The following is a 16,809-nucleotide window of genomic DNA, read 5'->3' as shown; positions in this document are numbered from 1 at the left end:
TCAAGATTTTACGCGCGAACGCCGTGCTGCGGCCAAAACACATGAAATGCAATGGCATTACCGATGAGTATAGTGGGTGTGACCACCGCCAATCGTTGGGTCTGCTCACTTTGAACAAACTGCTTGCAGAGGATGGAGTATCCACCTTTGCACAGGAGGTAAGTTCCCTGCACATGTATGCGCCCTACTGACAGTATGAAGCACGAGACTAACCCTAGGTGCGAGGCAATGCGCTTGATTCCAACCAAGGTCGTTGGCAGACGGACTTACCTGCACACCGACTCTCTGTCCTGTCTTGCCGCAAACACCGCGGCGCGTGTGGTAGAGGCCGAGCGCCTAGCTGGTTTGAACCGGCACGTGCATTTCAACTTGGTGCGTATCGATGATTTGGGGCCATGCATCTCGCTGTTGCATTACCCCGACTTCGCTGAAGACCCCTTTCCCTCGCTACGTGAAAGTTGGCTGGTGGATCTCGATCGCTCGACCGTGAGCTATCGCACGTATGCTGAGTCATTCAATCCGCCGATACTGCATCGCAAGGAACTGCTGTTGCCGCTGGACGACTCACGGCGCGAGGCCTACGCAGCCTTGACCGCTACGGCCGAGTCCGTTGGGCTTTTCGACGAACCGAAGCGCATCGGTTACCGCCGCCAGTGGCTGGCGCTGGTGCGGGAGAAGGGTTATCGCATCGAGGGTCACGCGTTGCTTCCGCTGGGTAACGAGGAAGCTGACCTTTCCACAGTCGACGTGCAGGATCAGCGCCATACTGGTTGGCAGGCATCAAGGCAACTCACTGCATTGGTCCGCTACGGGTTCTCGGCGCCGGTGCAATCCCTGGCGCGTTGTGGATTTCTCGATGGTCGCTACCGGCTTTTCGACTACGGCTGTGGCCGCGGCGACGATGTGCGAGGGTTGCGCGAAAACGGTCTGAACGCCAGCGGTTGGGATCCGTACTACGCTCCGGCCAACCCGATTGAAGCGGCGGACATCGTCAACCTCGGCTTCGTCATCAACGTCATTGAAGACTTCGACGAACGCCTCGATGCCTTGGCGCGCGCCTGGTCCTTGGCAAAGCGCTTGCTCGTGGTGTCGGTCATGCTCACCAATCAGAATGATCCCCGAGGTGAACGGTTTCGCGACGGCGTGATAACGCAACGAGGGACTTTTCAGAAGTACTTCAGCCAGTCGGAAATCAAGGCGTTTCTGGAGCAAGTCCTTGATGAGGAGGCCATCCCGGTGGCACCTGGGGTCCTCTACGTCTTCCGTGACAAGGATGCCGAGCAGCGTTTTCTGGTCGACCGCTACCGCAGTAAGTCCAACCGGCTGCGTGGGCCATCCCCGCGCCCACGCCAAAGGGAGCAGAGAATACGCCCGGATCGTGGAGCGGAGCGCTACGACGTCTATCGGGAGCCACTGGATCGCTTATGGGATTTGTGGCTTACGCTCGGGCGGAAGCCGGACAAGTCGGAGGTGGAGGACTTGGTCGTGCTCACCGATGGTTTTGGTTCGTTGTCCAGGGCTCTTCGCTTTCTGGAGGAACGCCGCGACCCGGCTGAGATCGAGCGTGCTGCTTCCGCACGCGTCGCCGATCTGGACGTTTATTTCGCACTGAATCAGTTCGAACAGCGCAAACCTTATGGTCACCTGGAACGTGGGTTGCAACAGGACGTCAAGCACTTCTTCGGAGATTATGCCGCCGCCAGGGCCAGGGGAATGGCTTCGTTGTTCGAGATAGCAGATCTGGCAGCCATCGATCAGGCATGCAACGACGCAGCAGAACGTGGTCTGGGGTGGCTGGAGCCGGGGCAGTCTTTACAACTGCATGTCAGTCTCGTCGAACAGCTTCCGGCCGTGCTGCGGGTATATGTTGGATGTGCCGCAGTACTCTATGGCGACTACCGCAACGCAGATCTGGTCAAAATCCACACCCGGTCCGGCAAAGTCAGCCTGATGCGCTTTGACGACTTCGAAGGTCAAGCCCTGCCGCGTATGATCGAAAGGGTCAAAATCAAGCTACGGGAGCAGGCTATTGACTATTTCACCTACGGTGAATACTACGAGTCTCCCTTCCTTTACCACAAGTCGCGCTACCTTAACGAAGAGTTTCCCAATTACCCGGAACAGGTGGCCTTTGAGCAGGCGATCGATGAGTTGGGACTTTTCGATTGGGCAGGCTATGGACCGGCACCCGCAGCTTTTCTTGCCAAGCTGGCCCGGTATCGCTGGAGTATCGACGGCTTCGCTCTCGTCAGGTCACACACGATCCCGAACCTCGACGATCCCTGCGGCCGGTATCTGACCTTTCGCCAAATCATTGAGTGCGGCGAAACGCAAGCACGCACGGGGCTTGCCAACTTGCCGATGCAACCCGAAAGCTACAACGCCCTTGTGGAGTTGGCCGAGCACGTGCTGGACCCGGTAATCGACTATTTCGGCATGATCCGGTTGACCTACGGCTTCTGCTCCCCGCAACTCGCCAAAGAGATTCCGGGTCGCATTGAACCAAAGCTCGACCAGCATGCTGCGCATGAAAAAAACCGCCTGGGGGCGCCCATCTGTAGTCGCCTTGGCGCTGCAGTGGATTTCATTGTTGACGACGAAAATATGCAGGAGGTCGCGCAGTGGCTTGTCGACAACACGCCTTTCGACCGCTTGTACTTCTACGGCGAGGATAGGCCGATCCACATCAGCTATGGGCCAAATCAGGATAGGCAAGTCGTTCGGATGACCCTCGGAAAGAGCGGTCGTCTGGTCCCGAGGGTTGTGGGAGGGCTCCCCTGAGTTCCCTCGAACGCGACAAGGAAAAATCAGTGGCCTTCAGCAACGTCCAAGGCGCGTTCGATCACAGCGCACCCCCAAACGTGAGTTCACAGCGCGCCGGCAAGCAACACCTACACCATCCCGGTGACCATAATTCGAACGATCGGCAGCCCCGCCGTCTTCTTCGCCTTGTTGAAGGCACCGAGCAGACAAGGCAGTTCACTGATGTCCGGCGCAACCTCGTGCCCTGCGAGGCCGTCCGGCAAGCACTGTAGCCGCCATCCGTATGGCACGTAAGCGACACCGGGCGCCCACGCTGATGAGCCATCGACCCAACGATCCGCGATAATGGCAGGTATTCCCTGTTCGTGAGGAAACCACTGTCGATGCGCAAGGAACCCGCAGCACCCATCCTCGCCGCCGGCTGGGCGCGGGGTTTCGTCAGCCCGCTGATGGACATCTCGTTGGAACTGCTGCATAGCCTGCTGCGGGTGTTCATGGCGGTGTCGGCATTTACCATCGGCAAGATCGACGGTTCTGCCGTGGCCACGCCGCTGATCGCCAACGTCTTTACCGGAGGCTTTCCGACTGGGAGGGTTGAGACCAGACCTTCGCGCACTTCCTTGGCGGCCGCCTTCCGCATCGGGTAAGCGGGATTGGCATTGCGAGGCTCCTCACCGGCGCACGCGCCGGAGGATTGTCGGGTCACTGGGACGCCTCCTTCACTTGTTGGCTGGGGCGGGATTCCGCGTTTTGGAGTTCGGCGCCACGGGACGCCTTGCTGTGGTCAGGATCGGTCGACGTCACTCGTCCAGTCCCCCATTAATGAATGAATGGCACCATGAAAAAACAGTACATCGTCGGTATCGATCTCGGGACCAGCAACACCGTCGTCGCTTACACAGCGCCGGGCAAGCGCCAGGTCGAGTTGTTCGAGATCGAGCAACTGGTCGGGCCCGGCCAGGTGGCGGCGCGGCCGCTGCTGCCGTCGGTGCGTTACCATCCGGCAGCCGGTGAAATCGCTGCCGGTGAGTTGCAACTGCCGTGGCACACGCCGGATGCGGAGGAACAGGTGATCACCGGCCGCCTGGCGCTCGATCTCGGCGCGCAGGTCCCCGGCCGGCTGGTGAGCAGTGCCAAGAGCTGGCTGTCGCACGCCTCGGTCGACCGCCTGGCGCCAATCCTGCCCTGGGGCGCCGACAGCGAGGTCGTCAAGGTATCGCCGGTCGCGGCCAGCGCGAGCTATCTGGCGCATGTCCGCGCCGCCTGGCAGCACCGCTTCCCGAAGGCGCCACTCGAACAGCAGCAACTGATCCTGACCGTTCCCGCCTCCTTCGACGAAGGGGCACGCGCGCTGACGCTGACCGCCGCCCGCCAGGCCGGCTTGCCGAATCTGCGCCTGCTCGAAGAGCCGCAAGCCGCTTTCTACGACTGGCTCTTCCGGCATCAGGACCGACTCGCCGAAGAACTTGCCGCCACACGCTTGCTGATGGTCTGCGACGTCGGCGGCGGCACCACCGATCTGACGCTGATCCAGGTGTCGATCAAGGACGGTACGCCGACACTGACGCGCATCGGCGTCGGCGATCACCTGATGCTCGGTGGCGACAATATGGATCTCGCCCTCGCCCATCTCGTCGAAGGACGCCTGCCTGCCGGAGAGGGTCGCCTGTCGGCGGCGCGATTTTCGCAGCTCACGGCACGCTGCCGTGCCGCCAAGGAGCAGCTCCTGGCCGCCGGCGCCCCCGCGGCCGTGCAACTGACCCTGCTCGGCGGCGGTTCGCGGCTGATCGGCGGCGCCCGCAGCGTCGAACTGCTGCGCGACGAGGTGTTGCAGGTGATCGTCGATGGCTTCTTCCCGCGCGTTGCGCCGGATGAGCCCATCCACCAGCGGCGCGCGGCGATCGTCGAATTCGGCCTGCCCTACCCCGCCGACCCGGCGATCACGCGGCATGTCGCCGCTTTTCTGAGACGGCACGCGCAGGCGGCACGCCAGGCGCTGGGCGACGAGTTGAGCGCAGGCCAACTGCCTCTGCCGGATACGCTACTGTTCAACGGCGGCGTCTTTCGCGCCGCGGCGCTCGCCGAACGCCTGCAGGCCACGCTCGGCGACTGGCGCGGCGCCGCCCTGCGCATCCTGCACAACGACAATCCCGATGTCGCCGTCGCACGCGGCGCGGTCGCCTACGCACTGGTCCGGCAAGGGCATGGGCAGCGCATCGGCGGCGGCTCGGCGCGCAGCTATTTCCTGGTTCTCGAAGAGCAGGGGCAACGGCGGCAAGGCATCTGCGTACTGCCGCGCGGCACCGAGGAAGGGCACGAAGTCCGGCTGCCGGAGCGCACCTTCAGCCTGCGCCTGGGGCAGCCGGTGCGCTTTCACCTCGCCTCGTCGGTGGCTGACGCCAGCTACCTGCCGGGCGAGATCGCCACCCTCGACGACGAGGACTTCGTCCGTCTGCCGCCGATCGCCACCGTCGTGCAGGCACCCGCCGGCAGCACCCAGCGGGACGTGCGGGTGCAATTGCTGACCGCCATGACCGAGGTCGGCACGCTCGAAATTCACTGCGTCGGCAGCGAGGACGCAGCCCGTCGCTGGCTGCTCGAATTCCAGTTGCGCGGCGACGACGGCACGCCGGCCGCTGCCGCGGCGGCCCTGCCGGCACGTTTCGCCGACGCCGTACAGGCGATCGAGCGCATCTTCGGGGCCAGCTCGCAGCCGGTCGACAACAAGGAGGTTCGGCGCTTGCGCGCGCATCTCGAACACCTGCTGGGTAAACGCGACGACTGGGAGATGCCCTTGCTGCGCGCCCTGTTCGACGCCCTGATGCAGCGCTCACGCCGCCGCCGCCGCTCGGCGGAGCATGAACGCCTGTGGCTCAACCTCAGCGGCTATTGCCTGCGACCCGGCCTAGGCGATCCGCTCGACGAATGGCGGATCGAGCAACTATGCGAATTGCTGCCGCAGGGAATCCAGTATGTCCACGAGAGCCAGAACTGGTCCGAATGGTGGACCCTCTGGCGACGCGCCGCCGGCGGTCTGCCGCCCGCCCAGCAGGAACAATTGCTGGCCGAAGTGGCGCCGTGCCTGCGCAGCGAGGCGACCAGGACGCGTAGCCGCCAGGCGACGGCCATTGCCGGCAGTCACGACGACATGTTGCGCCTGGTCGCCTCGCTCGAACGGCTGGCAATCACCCGCAAGGTGGACATCGGCGACTGGCTGCTCGACCGGCTACGCAAGGCCTCCGAGAAGCCGCTGGGCTGGTGGGTACTCGGCCGCCTTGGCGCGCGGCAGTCGCTGTACGGTAGCGCGCATCAGGTGGTACCGCCCGAGGTAGCCGAGCGCTGGCTGCAGGCTCTGCTGGCGATCGACTGGAAGCGCGTCGAACCGGCCGCTTTTGCGGCCACGCAGATTGCCCGCCTGACCGGCGACCGCTCGCGCGACCTCGCCGACGCGTTGCGCGAGCAGGTCCTGGCGCGCTTGACGGCGAGCAACGCCAGCGTCACCTGGATCAACCAGGTCCGGACCGTGATCGAACTCGACAAGGCCGATGAACGACGTGCCTTCGGCGAGTCCCTGCCGGCCGGCTTGCGACTACTCCCACAGGATTACCCTGCCGACCGAAATCCTCGCCCACGCAGGGCAGATGGCGCGGCCTCATAAAATCGATGCATTGGCGTCGGGACGGTTTTGTCGGGATAATTCCGCCTGGCCCGCAGCCGCGCCCGCGCGTTTTTACGTACGGGCCATCCGCCGGTCAGGCCGGCACGACGCCCCGACCGCTCCCGGCCGGCCCACCGCCCACACGCCAGGAAGCGGAGCCCGGACCAGCCAAACCACGCCACGGGCGGAGGGGTTCGTTGGACAATGGGCGCGCTGTGCTACCGTGCAAGGTGTGTCGCCAACGCTCGGCAAGCTCTTGCCACCTGACTGCGGCAACGTTCAGAAGCGGATGAAGTGATTTCGAGGAGTGAGCAATGCGCACGCACAGAGGAACGGAACGTCGTCAATGTCATTTGGGGCCACCCGCCGGGTTGCGCGAACGACGCTGCGGTGCTGACCGCCGGACGCTCCATCTGACCGAAGAATCGCTCGCTGAAGTGGAAGCACGGGTGGCCAGGCTTGTTCCTGGCGCCAAAATCGGCCTTGAAGACGACGGCTCGGGCTGGGACAAACTCATCATTCCCCTCGAATGATGCGCACGCTTCCTCCAGCCTTTCCAGCCCTTTCGACAAGCCGGCAAGCCAGCCTCAGGTCCGGTCCGATCCCGGCGGCAGCACCTTCCTCGGCGGACTCTCGACCGCCGGCATCTGCAAATCACCGCGCCGTTCGAATGGCAGCGAAACACCGCCGGCGACGTTGAGGCGCCCCACGATACGGTAGTCGACGCGCTCGCGGCCTCCCTTCTGCAACTCACGGAGTTGTTTCAGCGCGCTCCCGAGCGTGCTGGTCGCCATCACTTCCAGCACCCCCTCGCCAAAACGTGGAATGGTGACGCTCTTGTCTGACAGCCCCTTGATGAAGGGCTGTCCATTGAGTTCGATCTCGAAATTCAGACCGTTGATCGGCAATTCGACGTCGTTCGGGTTCTGGATGCGCAGCTTGAGGGCGAAGCGCTGTTCGAACAGGCCGAATTGCACCAGATTCAGACCGGCAACGCTGACCTCCGGCTTCTGCGCGAGGCCTGCCAGACCGGCACAGGCGCTCAGAAAGGCGACCGCCAGCAGTGCGAAACATCTTCTCATACCGCCCCTTCCATGGCTTCAAGAACGCGCAACAGTGTCGCCGTGTCATTCTGCCCCCAGCCCATCGCCATCAGGGCGTTGAGTTGCTGTCCGACCTGCGTGGACACCGGCAAGGGTACGCCAAGTCGATGCGCTTCGCCGATCACGATCGCGTAGTCCTTGTGATGCAGGCGCGCCTCGACGCCCGCGACGAAGTCGCGGTCGACCATCCTGCCGCCCATCACGTCGAGCACCCGGCTGCCGGCCGAACCGCCCGCCAGGGCCTGTCGCACCCCGGCCGGGGCGACACCGGCGGCGCGGCTCAAATGCAGCGCCTCGGCCACCGCCTGGATGGCGGCCACCATCAGCATCTGATTGCAGGCCTTGGCGACCTGCCCGGCGCCATGGTCGCCGACATGCACGAGGGTCCTGCCGAGGACTTCCAGCAGCGGCCGCACGCGTTCGAGCACCGTCGCCTTGCCGCCGACCATGATCGCCAGCGTTGCCGCGATGGCGCCTTGCGCGCCCCCGGACACCGGCGCATCGAGCATCTCGACAGCGCAGCGGGCCAGCAGATCCTGCGCCAGGGTGCGCGCCAGTTGCGGAGCGATGGTGCTCATGTCGATCAGCACCGAATGCGCCGCAAACCCCGCCGCCAGGCCATCGGGCCCGAAAGTCACCTGCTGCACGTCGACCCCGGCAGTGAGCATGGTGAACACCACGTCTGCACGCCGCGCGACGTCGGCGGGCGTGGCGACGCCTGTCGCCCCGGCGTCGAGCAAAGGCTGGCAGGATGCCGGTCGCCGCGCCCAGACCACCAGTTCGTGCCCGGCACGCAGCAGATGCAGTGCCATTGGCCGCCCCATCACGCCGAGGCCGATGAAACCCAGGCGCATCAGTGGTCTACGCCCGACAGGCGTTCGAGCAACTTGAGGATGGCGATCGAGTCCTCCTCGCCGAGGCCCGAACCGACCATCGCGTTGTACATCTGCGCTGTCGCGGCCGAAACCGGCAGGCACAGCCCCAGTTCATGCGCACTCTGCATGACGATATTCATGTCCTTCTGGTGCATCCAGGACTTGAAGCCGGGTTTGAAGTTGCGGTCGAGCATCCGCTGTCCGTGATTCTCCAGAATCTTCGAATAGGCAAAACCGCCGAGCAGCGCTTCGCGCACTCTGGCCGGGTCAACACCACTCCTGGCGGCAAAGTTGAGCGCTTCGGCAACGGTCAGGACGCCGACACCGGTGACGATCTGGTTGGCGGCCTTGGCCACCTGCCCGGCGCCCGAATCGCCGACATGCACGATGTTGTGGCCCATGCAGGCAAACGCCGGCCGCACCGTTTCGAAGGCGGCGACGCCGCCACCGACCATGATCGACAGCGTTCCGGCGATCGCGCCGACCTCGCCGCCGGACACCGGCGCATCGAGAAAATCGATGCCCCTGGCGAGCAGTTGCGCAGCCATCGCGCGTGCCGCCGCGGGCCGGATGGTGCTCATATCGACGGCAATCAAGCCTGGCCGGCCGGCACTCGCCACCCCTTGCTCGCCGAGCATCACCTGCTCGACATCGGGCGCGTCGGCAACCATCGAGATCACCACGTCCGCAACTTCGGCGAGGCCGGCGGGATTTGCCGCGGCGCCGGCGCCGGCATCCAGCAGGGGCTGCATTGACTCCGCGCGGCGCGCCCAGACGGTCAGTTCGTGACCGGCACGCAACAGGTTCAGCGCCATTGGGCGCCCCATGATACCCAGACCGATGAATCCGATTTTCATTGAGCCTCCTCTTCGAGTTGCCAGCCGATCAAGCGGCAAAGTTTATCCGGAATGGTCATGCCGGCGGGCAGAATCCAAACGTGCCACGCTCTCGCCGTCATCCGATCACCGTCACCACCAGCGTACGCCGGTGCGACATCGTTCGGTGCTCCCAGAGATAGATCCCTTGCCAGGTTCCCAGCAACAATTCACCCTGGCTGACCGGAATCGTCACCGAGGCACCGGCAAGAATGTTGCGTGCATGTGCCGCCATGTCGTCGTCACCTTCGCTGTCGTGGCGATAAGCGGGGTCACCATCCGGTGCCCACCTGGCGGCGAGCATCTCGAGATCGCGACGTACCGAGGGATCGGCATTTTCGGTCAACACCACCGAACAACTGGTGTGTTGCACAAAGACATGGGCCAGGCCACTGGCGACCCCTGCCGCGCGCACCACCCGGGCCACCTCGGCGGTGATCTCGGTGCTGCCGCGACCACGGCTGTGGATGTCGAAGCTTTGCTGATAGGCCACGAAGACTCCTTTCCCGTTGCCTTAGAAGGCCGACCCCGGTGTCTGCAGGAAGGCAAGCTCCGCAGCCGTCGATTCGCGACCGAGAATCGCATTGCGATGCGGGTAACGGCCAAAACGCTCGATGATCGCCTGATGTCGCCGTTCGAAGTCGAGGTTGCCTTCCATTCCCGGTGCCGCGAACAGGCCGACGGCCAGCCGGTGCATGGCCGGCGACTCACTGTGCATGTACGGCAGATAAAGAAAAACCCGGCACGTCGGTTCGAGTTCCTGATCCAGCCCGGCGGCGACAGCCTCCTGCGCAAGCAGCAGGGCCATGCCGTCGGCGGCGAACGCCTCGCGGCGGCCGCGAAACATGTTGCGCGAGAATTGATCGAGAACAATGACCTCGGCCAGACGGCCAGCGGCGCTGTTTCGCCACGTGTACAACTCGCAGCGCAGCGCCGCGGCATGCAAGGCCGCGAAACGGGCTTCGACCAGGCGGTCGAAGTCGTCCGATTTCGCCCACCATTGCGCCGGATCCGTCTCGCTGAACCAGAAATCAAGAACGCTGGCAGGCGTCATCTTCACTCCCCCTTGGTGGTGTATCCGGCGGCGCTGATCATCAGGAACTCCCTGTTCATGCCTCGCCGACCCGGGTGCGCAACAACTTGATCATCCCCCGCTTGACCTTGCTTTCGACCCGCCGGAGTTGCGAAGCGCGCGTCGGCTTCGTCGGCCGCCGCGGCGCCGGCGTGAAGGCCGCCTCGGCAATCAGTTGACGCAGACGCGTGAGCGCGTCGACACGGTTGCGTTCGAGGCTCCGATGCGCCTGCGCCTTGATGATCACCACGCCGTCCGCATTGATCCGCTGATCGCGTCTTTGCAGCAGGCGCTCCTTGAGCGCATCGGGCAACGACGAGGCAGCGATATCGAAACGCAAATGGACGGCATTCGCAACCTTGTTGACGTTCTGGCCACCGGCGCCCTGAGCGCGGATGGCAGTCAACTCGACTTCATCCGCGCGCAGGTCGAATTCTGGACAAGGCACCGGCATCGACAGCCTACTTCGACCCGTCTGGCGAGAATCCAGGGCGCAACGCTCGCCAGCCATCGTGCCCGAGTGCCCTGAGGGTCTGCATGTTGCGCTCGTAGATCGTCGCCGCGTCCGGAAATGCGGCCACCGCGCGGTCGAGACTGGCCTCCCGCAACAGGTGCAGGGTCGGATAGGGCGAGCGGTTGCTGCAATTGGTAATGTCATCAGGATCAGTGTCGGCAAAGACGTAGTCCGGATGGAAGCTGGCGACCTGCAGCACCCCCTGCAGCCGCTGCATGTTCAGGACCACCTCGACGAGATCGAGAAAGCGGACGAATTCGTCGAAACCGCCGAGCACGCAGGGGTGGATCAGCAGCGTGGTATCCACCTCTTCCGACGGCACCGCCAGCAGGGCGTGCAACTCATGCTCCAGATCGGCGAGCAGGGTCTCCTCATCGTGCGCATCGCTGACCACGTAGCGCACCTGCCCCTTGGCATGCACACCCTTGGCAAAGGGACAGAGATTGAGGCCAATCACCGCTTCCTCTAACCAGTGGCGCGTGGCGTTGACCGCATCATCGTGGCTGGGGTTGGTCCGGGACATGATTCGCCGCTGCTCCTCTGACTCACACCGAGCCATCGAGGCCAGTTTAGCGATTCGCGCCAGACGAGGCAAACTCTGTGCGCGGCAAACCGAGGCCCGACATCCGAACGGAAAGCAGGAATACGGCTCGTCTCAACCTGTCGAAGCATTGCCGGACTGGCTGGAAGCGGTAATAATGCCCGGGCTGCAGGGGGCCGTTTACCGCTAGGATGCTCATGGCAACGATTCTGATCGTCGACGACACACCCGAAAACCTGGCGGTCCTGAGCGGACTACTCGGTCGTCACTACCGGATACGTGCCGTCAGTTCGGGACAACGCGCGTTGCGCGTTGCCGACAGCGAACCGCGACCCGATCTGATCCTGCTCGACGTGATGATGCCTGGACTCGACGGCTATCAGGTGATCGAGCGCCTGCAGACCAATCCACGCACGGCCGACATCCCGGTGATATTCATCACCGCACGCGAAGCCAGTGACGACGAGCAGCGAGGTCTCGCCCTTGGCGCCGTCGATTACATTACCAAGCCGATCAGGCCGGCGATCGTCAGCGCACGGGTCAAGACCCACCTCGAACTGAAAGCCGCCCGCGACTGGTTGCACGACCGCAACCGCAGCCTGGAGGAGGAGGTGACGCGGCGGATGGCCGACACCCTGCGCGTCGAGGACGTCAGCATTCGCGCTCTGGCGCGTCTGGCAGAGGTCCGCGACCCGGAAACCGGCAACCACCTGCGGCGTACGCAGGGCTACGTACGCACCCTGGCCATGGAACTGTGCTCGCATCCTCGGTTCGCCACCTTTCTGACGCCCCACAACATCGAACTGCTGGTCAAATCGGCACCCTTGCACGACATCGGCAAGGTGGGTATTCCGGACCACATCCTGCTCAAACCCGGCAAGCTGACGGCAGACGAGGATGCGATCATGAAAACCCACAGCCGCCTCGGCTTCCAGGCGCTCGAACAGGCCGAAGAGGAAGCCGAACAGCCGGTCGCCTTCCTGCGCATGGCCAAGGAGATCACCCTTTCCCATCACGAAAAGTGGGATGGTTCCGGGTATCCGGACCGACTGGCCGGTGACACGATCCCGATCTCGGCTCGCCTGATGGCGCTGGCCGATGTCTTTGACGCGCTGATCACCCCGCGCCCCTACAAGCAGGCGTTTTCCCTGGACCAGGCACTGGAGATCATCCGCAAAGGGCGCGGCAGCCACTTCGACCCGGATGTCGTGGATGCCTTCTTCTCGCGTGCGGCAGAATTCATCGCCATCGCCGGGCGGCACGCCGAGCTGGCCGCCGGTCGGAAACCCCTGCCGTTACGCTGAATGCCCTGGCGCGCGGTTTGCCGCAGCATGCCGGTACACCAGCACTCACCCACCGGTCGTGCTGGACACTGCTGATCGTGGTGTACGCGCTGTGCGCGGCCCTGACGGCCAACGCCGAATCGCTGTCGGTTGGCGGCATCGGCTCGGTCGAACCGCTGGTCCGGCTGCTTTTCGAACGATTTCACAAGCAGGCCCCCAATACCACGCTGATCCATCTGTCGCCACCTCTGGGCTCGGATGGCGCAGTCAAGGCGCTGGCAGCCGGCCGGATCGACCTGGTGGTCATCGGTCGGGCCTTGCATCCGGAGGAAGCGGCGCGCGTCGGCGAACATTTCGTTCTTGCCGAAACGGCCTTCGTACTTGCCTCTCGCGACGGGCGGCAGGATCGCGGCTTCAGCCTCGACCAACTGGCCGCGGTTTACCAGGGGCAGCAGCAAGCCTGGCAAGACGGTTCGCCGATCCGGCTGATTCTGCGCGCAAGCTTCGAAAGCGACAGCGCCCTGCTCCGGAGCATGTCACCAGCCATGGCCAGCTCCGTCGCCGCGGCAGCCCAGCGACCGGGCATGGTGACCGGCGACCATGACCTCGATACCCTGCGCTTGATCGCCAGGACATCCGGCTCGCTCGGACCGACCACGCTGGGCCTGCTCAACACCGAGAACGCTCGTCTGATCGTCTTCCCGATCGACGGGGTGGCACCGTCCCTCGCCGCATTGCAAAGCGGTACGTACCTCTGGCGCAAGACGCTCACCGTCGTACTGCCGCCGCACCCAAGTCCGACCGCGGAACGCTTTGCTCTCTTCCTGCGTTCTGCGGACGCGCAAAAACTGCTGCTGGCGCACGACTACCTGCCGGTCGGCAAGTGAATGCGCCCCTGCAACCCCCGGTGGTCAAGCTGCTGACGCGCCTGGCGGCGACGCTGGCGCTTTGCGTCGCGCTGCTGCCGGCAGCCGTCTACTGGCTGCACCTGCGCAGCAACGTCTACGAGCGTCTTGACGAATCCCTGCACTACCAGGCTCTGGTACTCGAGCAGTTCATCGCCGCTCAACCACAGCAATGGGACCTGGCATCCGATCGTTTGCGCAGCCTTGTCGAGCACCATGCCTCTCCAGGCACGCGGGTGACGGTGTCGAAGACGGGCGGCGAGCGGCTGCTGGAGTCCGGAGAGCCGCTCGCCGGCCCCGCGTTGTCGCGTCAGCGGACCCTGCACTGTTTTGGCCAGCCGGTCGGCCAGATCGACATCGACAAGGCGATTGCCGGCGAACTGCTGACCGGGATGCCACTGCTGTTCGGCAGCCTGATCATGGCCTGGCTGATCTGGGGCCCGCTGCGCCGCCTGCCGCAACGGGCACTGGCCGATGCCGAAGCAGCGCTGCAGGCGCGTGATCAATACCAGCGCGCGTTGCTCGACAACTTCCCTTTCATGGTCTGGCTGAAGGATAACGAGAGCCGCTTCCTGGCGGTCAACGCACGCTTCGCCGCCGCCTTCGGGCAGCCCTCGGCGGCGTCGCTGCTGGGCCAGACCGACGCGCTGATCACCACGCCGGAGCTCGCTGCGGCGTACCGCGCCGACGACCTGGCCGTTCTCGCCAGCGGCCAGCCGAAGCGGGTCGAGGAGTTGATCGAAACCGGCGGCGCATGCCGCTGGTTCGAAACCTACAAGTCGCCACTTTCGCTCGACGGCAAGGTCATCGGTACCGTCGGGTACGCGCGCGACATCACCGAAGACAAGCTGGCGGCCGACGCCCTGCGGGACTCCGAGGATCGATTCCGCCGGATCCTCCAGGAGGTGGACTCGATCGCGATGCAGGGTTATTCGGCCGACGGCACAACCCGCTTCTGGAGCCCTGCATCCGAGAAATTGTACGGTTATTCGGCAGCCGAGGCGATTGGCAGCAACTTGCTGGATCTGATCATTCCACAGGAAATACGTCCGTCGGTCAGACAGGCGATCGAGGCAATGGGTCGAAGCGGCGTCGCCACTCCCCCGCAGGAACTGCTGCTGCAGCACAAGGACGGCTCGCGAGTCGCCGTCTTTTCGAATCATGTGGTGCTGCAGGCGCCGGGCAGAGCACCGGAGTTCTTCTGCATCGACGTCGATCTGGCCGAACGCAATCGCGCCGACGCAGAGCTCGAGCGACACCGCTATCACCTGGAGGAACTGGTCGAGTTGCGTACGGCGGAGCTCGCCGAAGCCAAGGAAGGTGCAGAGGCCGCCAGCCGGGCGAAAAGCACGTTTCTGGCGAACATGAGCCACGAGATCCGCACACCGATGAACGCCATTCTCGGGCTCACGTACCTGCTGCTGCAGGAGATTACCGACTCCCGGCAGCGAGCCCAGTTGGGAAAGGTCAACGATGCCGCTCAGCACCTGCTCGGCATCATCAACGACGTGCTCGACCTGTCGAAAATCGAAGTGGGCCGACTGACTCTCGAAGAAACCGACTTTTCCCTGTTGGAGGTGATCGACGATACGCTGAATCTGCTCGACGAGAGAATCCGGGCCAAAGGCCTGCATCTGCGCCGGCAGATCGATCCGGCGATTCCTGCCTGCCTGCGAGGCGACCCGCTGCGCCTCGGGCAGGTGCTGCTGAACTTTGTCAGCAACGCCGTCAAGTTCTCGGAACGTGGAAACATCAGCGTGCGCGCCCGGCTGGTCGAATCCGTGGGTACGACAGCGCTGTTACGGCTGGAAGTCGCCGATCAGGGGGTGGGCCTCAGCAGCGAGCAACAGGCGCGCCTGTTCCAGCCCTTCGTCCAGGCCGACCAATCGACGACCCGCAAGTATGGCGGCACCGGTCTCGGACTCGCGATCTGTCAACGCCTGGCCACCCTGATGCACGGCGAGGTCGGCGTCTGCAGCGAACCCGGTGTCGGGAGCACCTTCTGGCTCAACGTCCGCCTGCAGCGACCGCAGGCGGGTGCACCGGCACTTGCCGGTGACCTGCCCGCCGCAGCCGACCGTTCGGCGGCACAGGCGTCGGTCCAACCGTTGCCCGCCGATCAGATCCGGCGACCCCACTACCGGAACCTGCGGCTGCTGCTGGTCGAGGATGATCTCGTGAACCAGGAGGTGGCGCGCGCCTTGCTGCTGGCCGTCGGTCTGCAGGTAGACGTCGTCGGCAACGGCTCGCAAGCCGTCGAGCGGCTGCGCGCGACCGAGCCGGGAAGTGCCGACGATTACGCCCTGGTGCTGATGGACATGCAGATGCCGGTGATGGATGGCCCCGAGGCGACTCGCCTGATCCGGCAACTCCCCGGCCGCGGCTTGCTGCCGATCGTCGCCTTGACCGCCAATGCCTTCGACGACGACCGTCAGCGCTGCCTCGAAGCCGGCATGAACGACCACCTCGCCAAACCCACCAACCCGACCCGGCTCTACGAGATGCTGCTGCACTGGTTGCCGGCAACTGCCGAAGAACCCGCGCCGACAGCCGAACGCCCGGCCCCGGCCGCCGACACGGCGCCTCTCTCGCTGCCTCTGGCCGACATCGCCGGCCTCGACGTCGACTTCGGCAAGGAGGCGGCAGGCGGCGATCTGTCTTTCTACGTCCGCCTGCTGCGGATGTTCGCCAACAACCATGGCGACGATGTCGAGCGTCTGCGCACCAAAGTGCTTGCCGGAGAACTCGCCGACGCTCGCCGCCTGGCGCACACGCTCAAGGGCATCGCCGCGACGATTGGCGCCGAACCCCTGCGTGAGCGGGCCGCTGCGCTCGAAATCGCCATTCGGGAACAGGCCTCTGCCGCTCGACTGGAAACGGCGATCGACGCCCTGGCCGGCGAATTGCACCCCCTGGTGACTGCGATCCAGCGTCTGGAGGCAGAGCGGCAGCCGCCCGCCCTGCAGGCTGCTCCATCCCCCTTGCTGGAGGTCCTGGAACAACTGGAGGCGCTACTCGCCGACGACGACACGCGGGCCACCGACCTGTGGTACGAATCCGCGGACCGTCTCCGGACGGCACTCGGGCCGCTGGCCTCTCGCCTGGAGGAGCAGATCACCAACTTCCGGTTCCATCAGGCGCTGCACACGCTGCGGCGCGCGCGGCAGGCCCGTCAATTGCAAGGCTCGCCGACAGCCGGCGGGTAGCAGCGCGGCCGCGG

Annotated in this window: 15 protein-coding genes; 7 read left to right on the top strand and 8 right to left on the bottom strand. The window is 64.5% G+C overall.

Translation table 11 applies throughout. From position 1 onward, the window contains the following. The first annotated feature begins 228 nt into the window (after nt 1-228). Nucleotides 229-2,781 (top strand): DNA phosphorothioation-associated putative methyltransferase, encoded by a 2,553-nt coding sequence (locus tag AC15MQ_RS15520; protein ID WP_483080555.1) that lies wholly within the window; start codon nt 229-231, stop codon nt 2,779-2,781. Between the two features lie 110 nt (nt 2,782-2,891). Here the strand turns inward: AC15MQ_RS15520 and AC15MQ_RS15515 are convergent, their stop codons facing one another. After that, nucleotides 2,892-3,026, bottom strand: a complete 135-nt coding sequence (locus AC15MQ_RS15515; protein WP_483080554.1) for a DUF6127 family protein — start codon at nt 3,024-3,026, stop codon at nt 2,892-2,894. A gap of 120 nt (nt 3,027-3,146) precedes the next feature. On the opposite strand from AC15MQ_RS15515, the gene AC15MQ_RS15510 reads away from it, so the two are divergent. From AC15MQ_RS15510 to AC15MQ_RS15500, 3 genes are all read left to right on the top strand, one after another. Continuing rightward, complete coding sequence (locus AC15MQ_RS15510) at nt 3,147-3,410, top strand: hypothetical protein (protein WP_483080553.1); 264 nt, start codon at nt 3,147-3,149, stop codon at nt 3,408-3,410. Nucleotides 3,411-3,601: 191 nt separating this feature from the next. Continuing rightward, a complete protein-coding gene (locus AC15MQ_RS15505; RefSeq protein ID WP_350495393.1) occupies nt 3,602-6,421 on the top strand; it encodes an Hsp70 family protein in 2,820 nt (939 codons plus the stop codon). 314 nt (nt 6,422-6,735) lie between these two features. Beyond that, complete coding sequence (locus tag AC15MQ_RS15500) at nt 6,736-6,954, top strand: hypothetical protein (RefSeq protein ID WP_287654712.1); 219 nt, start codon at nt 6,736-6,738, stop codon at nt 6,952-6,954. A 54-nt stretch (nt 6,955-7,008) separates the two neighbouring features. Here AC15MQ_RS15500 and AC15MQ_RS15495 read toward each other — a convergent pair whose 3' ends face one another. The 7 genes from AC15MQ_RS15495 to AC15MQ_RS15465 form a co-directional block, all read right to left on the bottom strand. Beyond that, nucleotides 7,009-7,503 (bottom strand): LEA/WHy family protein, encoded by a 495-nt coding sequence (locus AC15MQ_RS15495; RefSeq protein WP_287654713.1) that lies wholly within the window; start codon nt 7,501-7,503, stop codon nt 7,009-7,011. After that, a complete protein-coding gene (locus AC15MQ_RS15490; RefSeq protein ID WP_483080552.1) occupies nt 7,500-8,378 on the bottom strand; it encodes an NAD(P)-dependent oxidoreductase in 879 nt (292 codons plus the stop codon). The genes AC15MQ_RS15495 and AC15MQ_RS15490 overlap by 4 nt, the downstream gene beginning before the upstream one ends. Then, nucleotides 8,378-9,256, bottom strand: coding sequence for a 2-hydroxy-3-oxopropionate reductase (locus AC15MQ_RS15485; RefSeq protein WP_287669534.1), 879 nt, complete (start codon nt 9,254-9,256; stop codon nt 8,378-8,380). Before AC15MQ_RS15485 ends, AC15MQ_RS15490 begins: the two co-directional genes overlap by 1 nt. Before the next feature lie 97 nt (nt 9,257-9,353). After that, the gene (locus AC15MQ_RS15480; RefSeq protein ID WP_483080551.1) at nt 9,354-9,767 is read right to left on the bottom strand and encodes a secondary thiamine-phosphate synthase enzyme YjbQ; all 414 of its coding nucleotides are present in this window, start codon (nt 9,765-9,767) and stop codon (nt 9,354-9,356) included. A gap of 21 nt (nt 9,768-9,788) precedes the next feature. Further along, a complete protein-coding gene (locus AC15MQ_RS15475) occupies nt 9,789-10,328 on the bottom strand; it encodes a DUF924 family protein (RefSeq protein WP_287654717.1) in 540 nt (179 codons plus the stop codon). Nucleotides 10,329-10,383: 55 nt separating this feature from the next. Beyond that, a complete protein-coding gene (gene arfB / locus AC15MQ_RS15470) occupies nt 10,384-10,800 on the bottom strand; it encodes an alternative ribosome rescue aminoacyl-tRNA hydrolase ArfB (protein ID WP_483080550.1) in 417 nt (138 codons plus the stop codon). A 7-nt stretch (nt 10,801-10,807) separates the two neighbouring features. Beyond that, nucleotides 10,808-11,383 (bottom strand): DUF1415 domain-containing protein, encoded by a 576-nt coding sequence (locus tag AC15MQ_RS15465; protein ID WP_287669539.1) that lies wholly within the window; start codon nt 11,381-11,383, stop codon nt 10,808-10,810. Between the two features lie 215 nt (nt 11,384-11,598). On the opposite strand from AC15MQ_RS15465, the gene AC15MQ_RS15460 reads away from it, so the two are divergent. Genes AC15MQ_RS15460 through AC15MQ_RS15450 form a run of 3 tightly spaced genes read left to right on the top strand, consistent with a single transcriptional unit; the run spans nt 11,599 to nt 16,795 of the window. Beyond that, a complete protein-coding gene (locus AC15MQ_RS15460; RefSeq protein WP_483080549.1) occupies nt 11,599-12,705 on the top strand; it encodes a response regulator in 1,107 nt (368 codons plus the stop codon). 17 nt (nt 12,706-12,722) lie between these two features. Beyond that, nucleotides 12,723-13,571: a PstS family phosphate ABC transporter substrate-binding protein gene (locus AC15MQ_RS15455; protein WP_483080548.1), complete on the top strand. Its 849-nt coding sequence runs from the start codon at nt 12,723-12,725 to the stop codon at nt 13,569-13,571. Beyond that, on the top strand, nt 13,568-16,795 hold the full coding sequence (locus AC15MQ_RS15450; RefSeq protein WP_483080547.1) for an ATP-binding protein: 3,228 nt from the start codon (nt 13,568-13,570) through the stop codon (nt 16,793-16,795). The genes AC15MQ_RS15455 and AC15MQ_RS15450 overlap by 4 nt, the downstream gene beginning before the upstream one ends. Nucleotides 16,796-16,809 lie beyond the last annotated feature (14 nt).

This window comes from Candidatus Accumulibacter propinquus (genome assembly GCF_056856495.1).
This window is presented reverse-complemented; position numbering and strand designations above follow the sequence as displayed.

Bases quoted from the DNA above. Each gene is read 5' to 3' on its own strand.
- AC15MQ_RS15520 (WP_483080555.1), top strand. From the start codon at position 229: ATGCGCTTGATTCCAACCAAGGTCGTTGGCAGACGGACTTACCTGCAC.
- AC15MQ_RS15510 (WP_483080553.1), top strand. From the start codon at position 3,147: ATGCGCAAGGAACCCGCAGCACCCATCCTCGCCGCCGGCTGGGCGCGG.
- AC15MQ_RS15505 (WP_350495393.1), top strand. From the start codon at position 3,602: ATGAAAAAACAGTACATCGTCGGTATCGATCTCGGGACCAGCAACACC.
- AC15MQ_RS15500 (WP_287654712.1), top strand. From the start codon at position 6,736: ATGCGCACGCACAGAGGAACGGAACGTCGTCAATGTCATTTGGGGCCA.
- AC15MQ_RS15495 (WP_287654713.1), bottom strand. From the start codon at position 7,503: ATGAGAAGATGTTTCGCACTGCTGGCGGTCGCCTTTCTGAGCGCCTGT.
- AC15MQ_RS15490 (WP_483080552.1), bottom strand. From the start codon at position 8,378: ATGCGCCTGGGTTTCATCGGCCTCGGCGTGATGGGGCGGCCAATGGCA.
- AC15MQ_RS15485 (WP_287669534.1), bottom strand. From the start codon at position 9,256: ATGAAAATCGGATTCATCGGTCTGGGTATCATGGGGCGCCCAATGGCG.
- AC15MQ_RS15475 (WP_287654717.1), bottom strand. From the start codon at position 10,328: ATGACGCCTGCCAGCGTTCTTGATTTCTGGTTCAGCGAGACGGATCCG.
- arfB (WP_483080550.1), bottom strand. From the start codon at position 10,800: ATGCCGGTGCCTTGTCCAGAATTCGACCTGCGCGCGGATGAAGTCGAG.
- AC15MQ_RS15465 (WP_287669539.1), bottom strand. From the start codon at position 11,383: ATGTCCCGGACCAACCCCAGCCACGATGATGCGGTCAACGCCACGCGC.
- AC15MQ_RS15460 (WP_483080549.1), top strand. From the start codon at position 11,599: ATGGCAACGATTCTGATCGTCGACGACACACCCGAAAACCTGGCGGTC.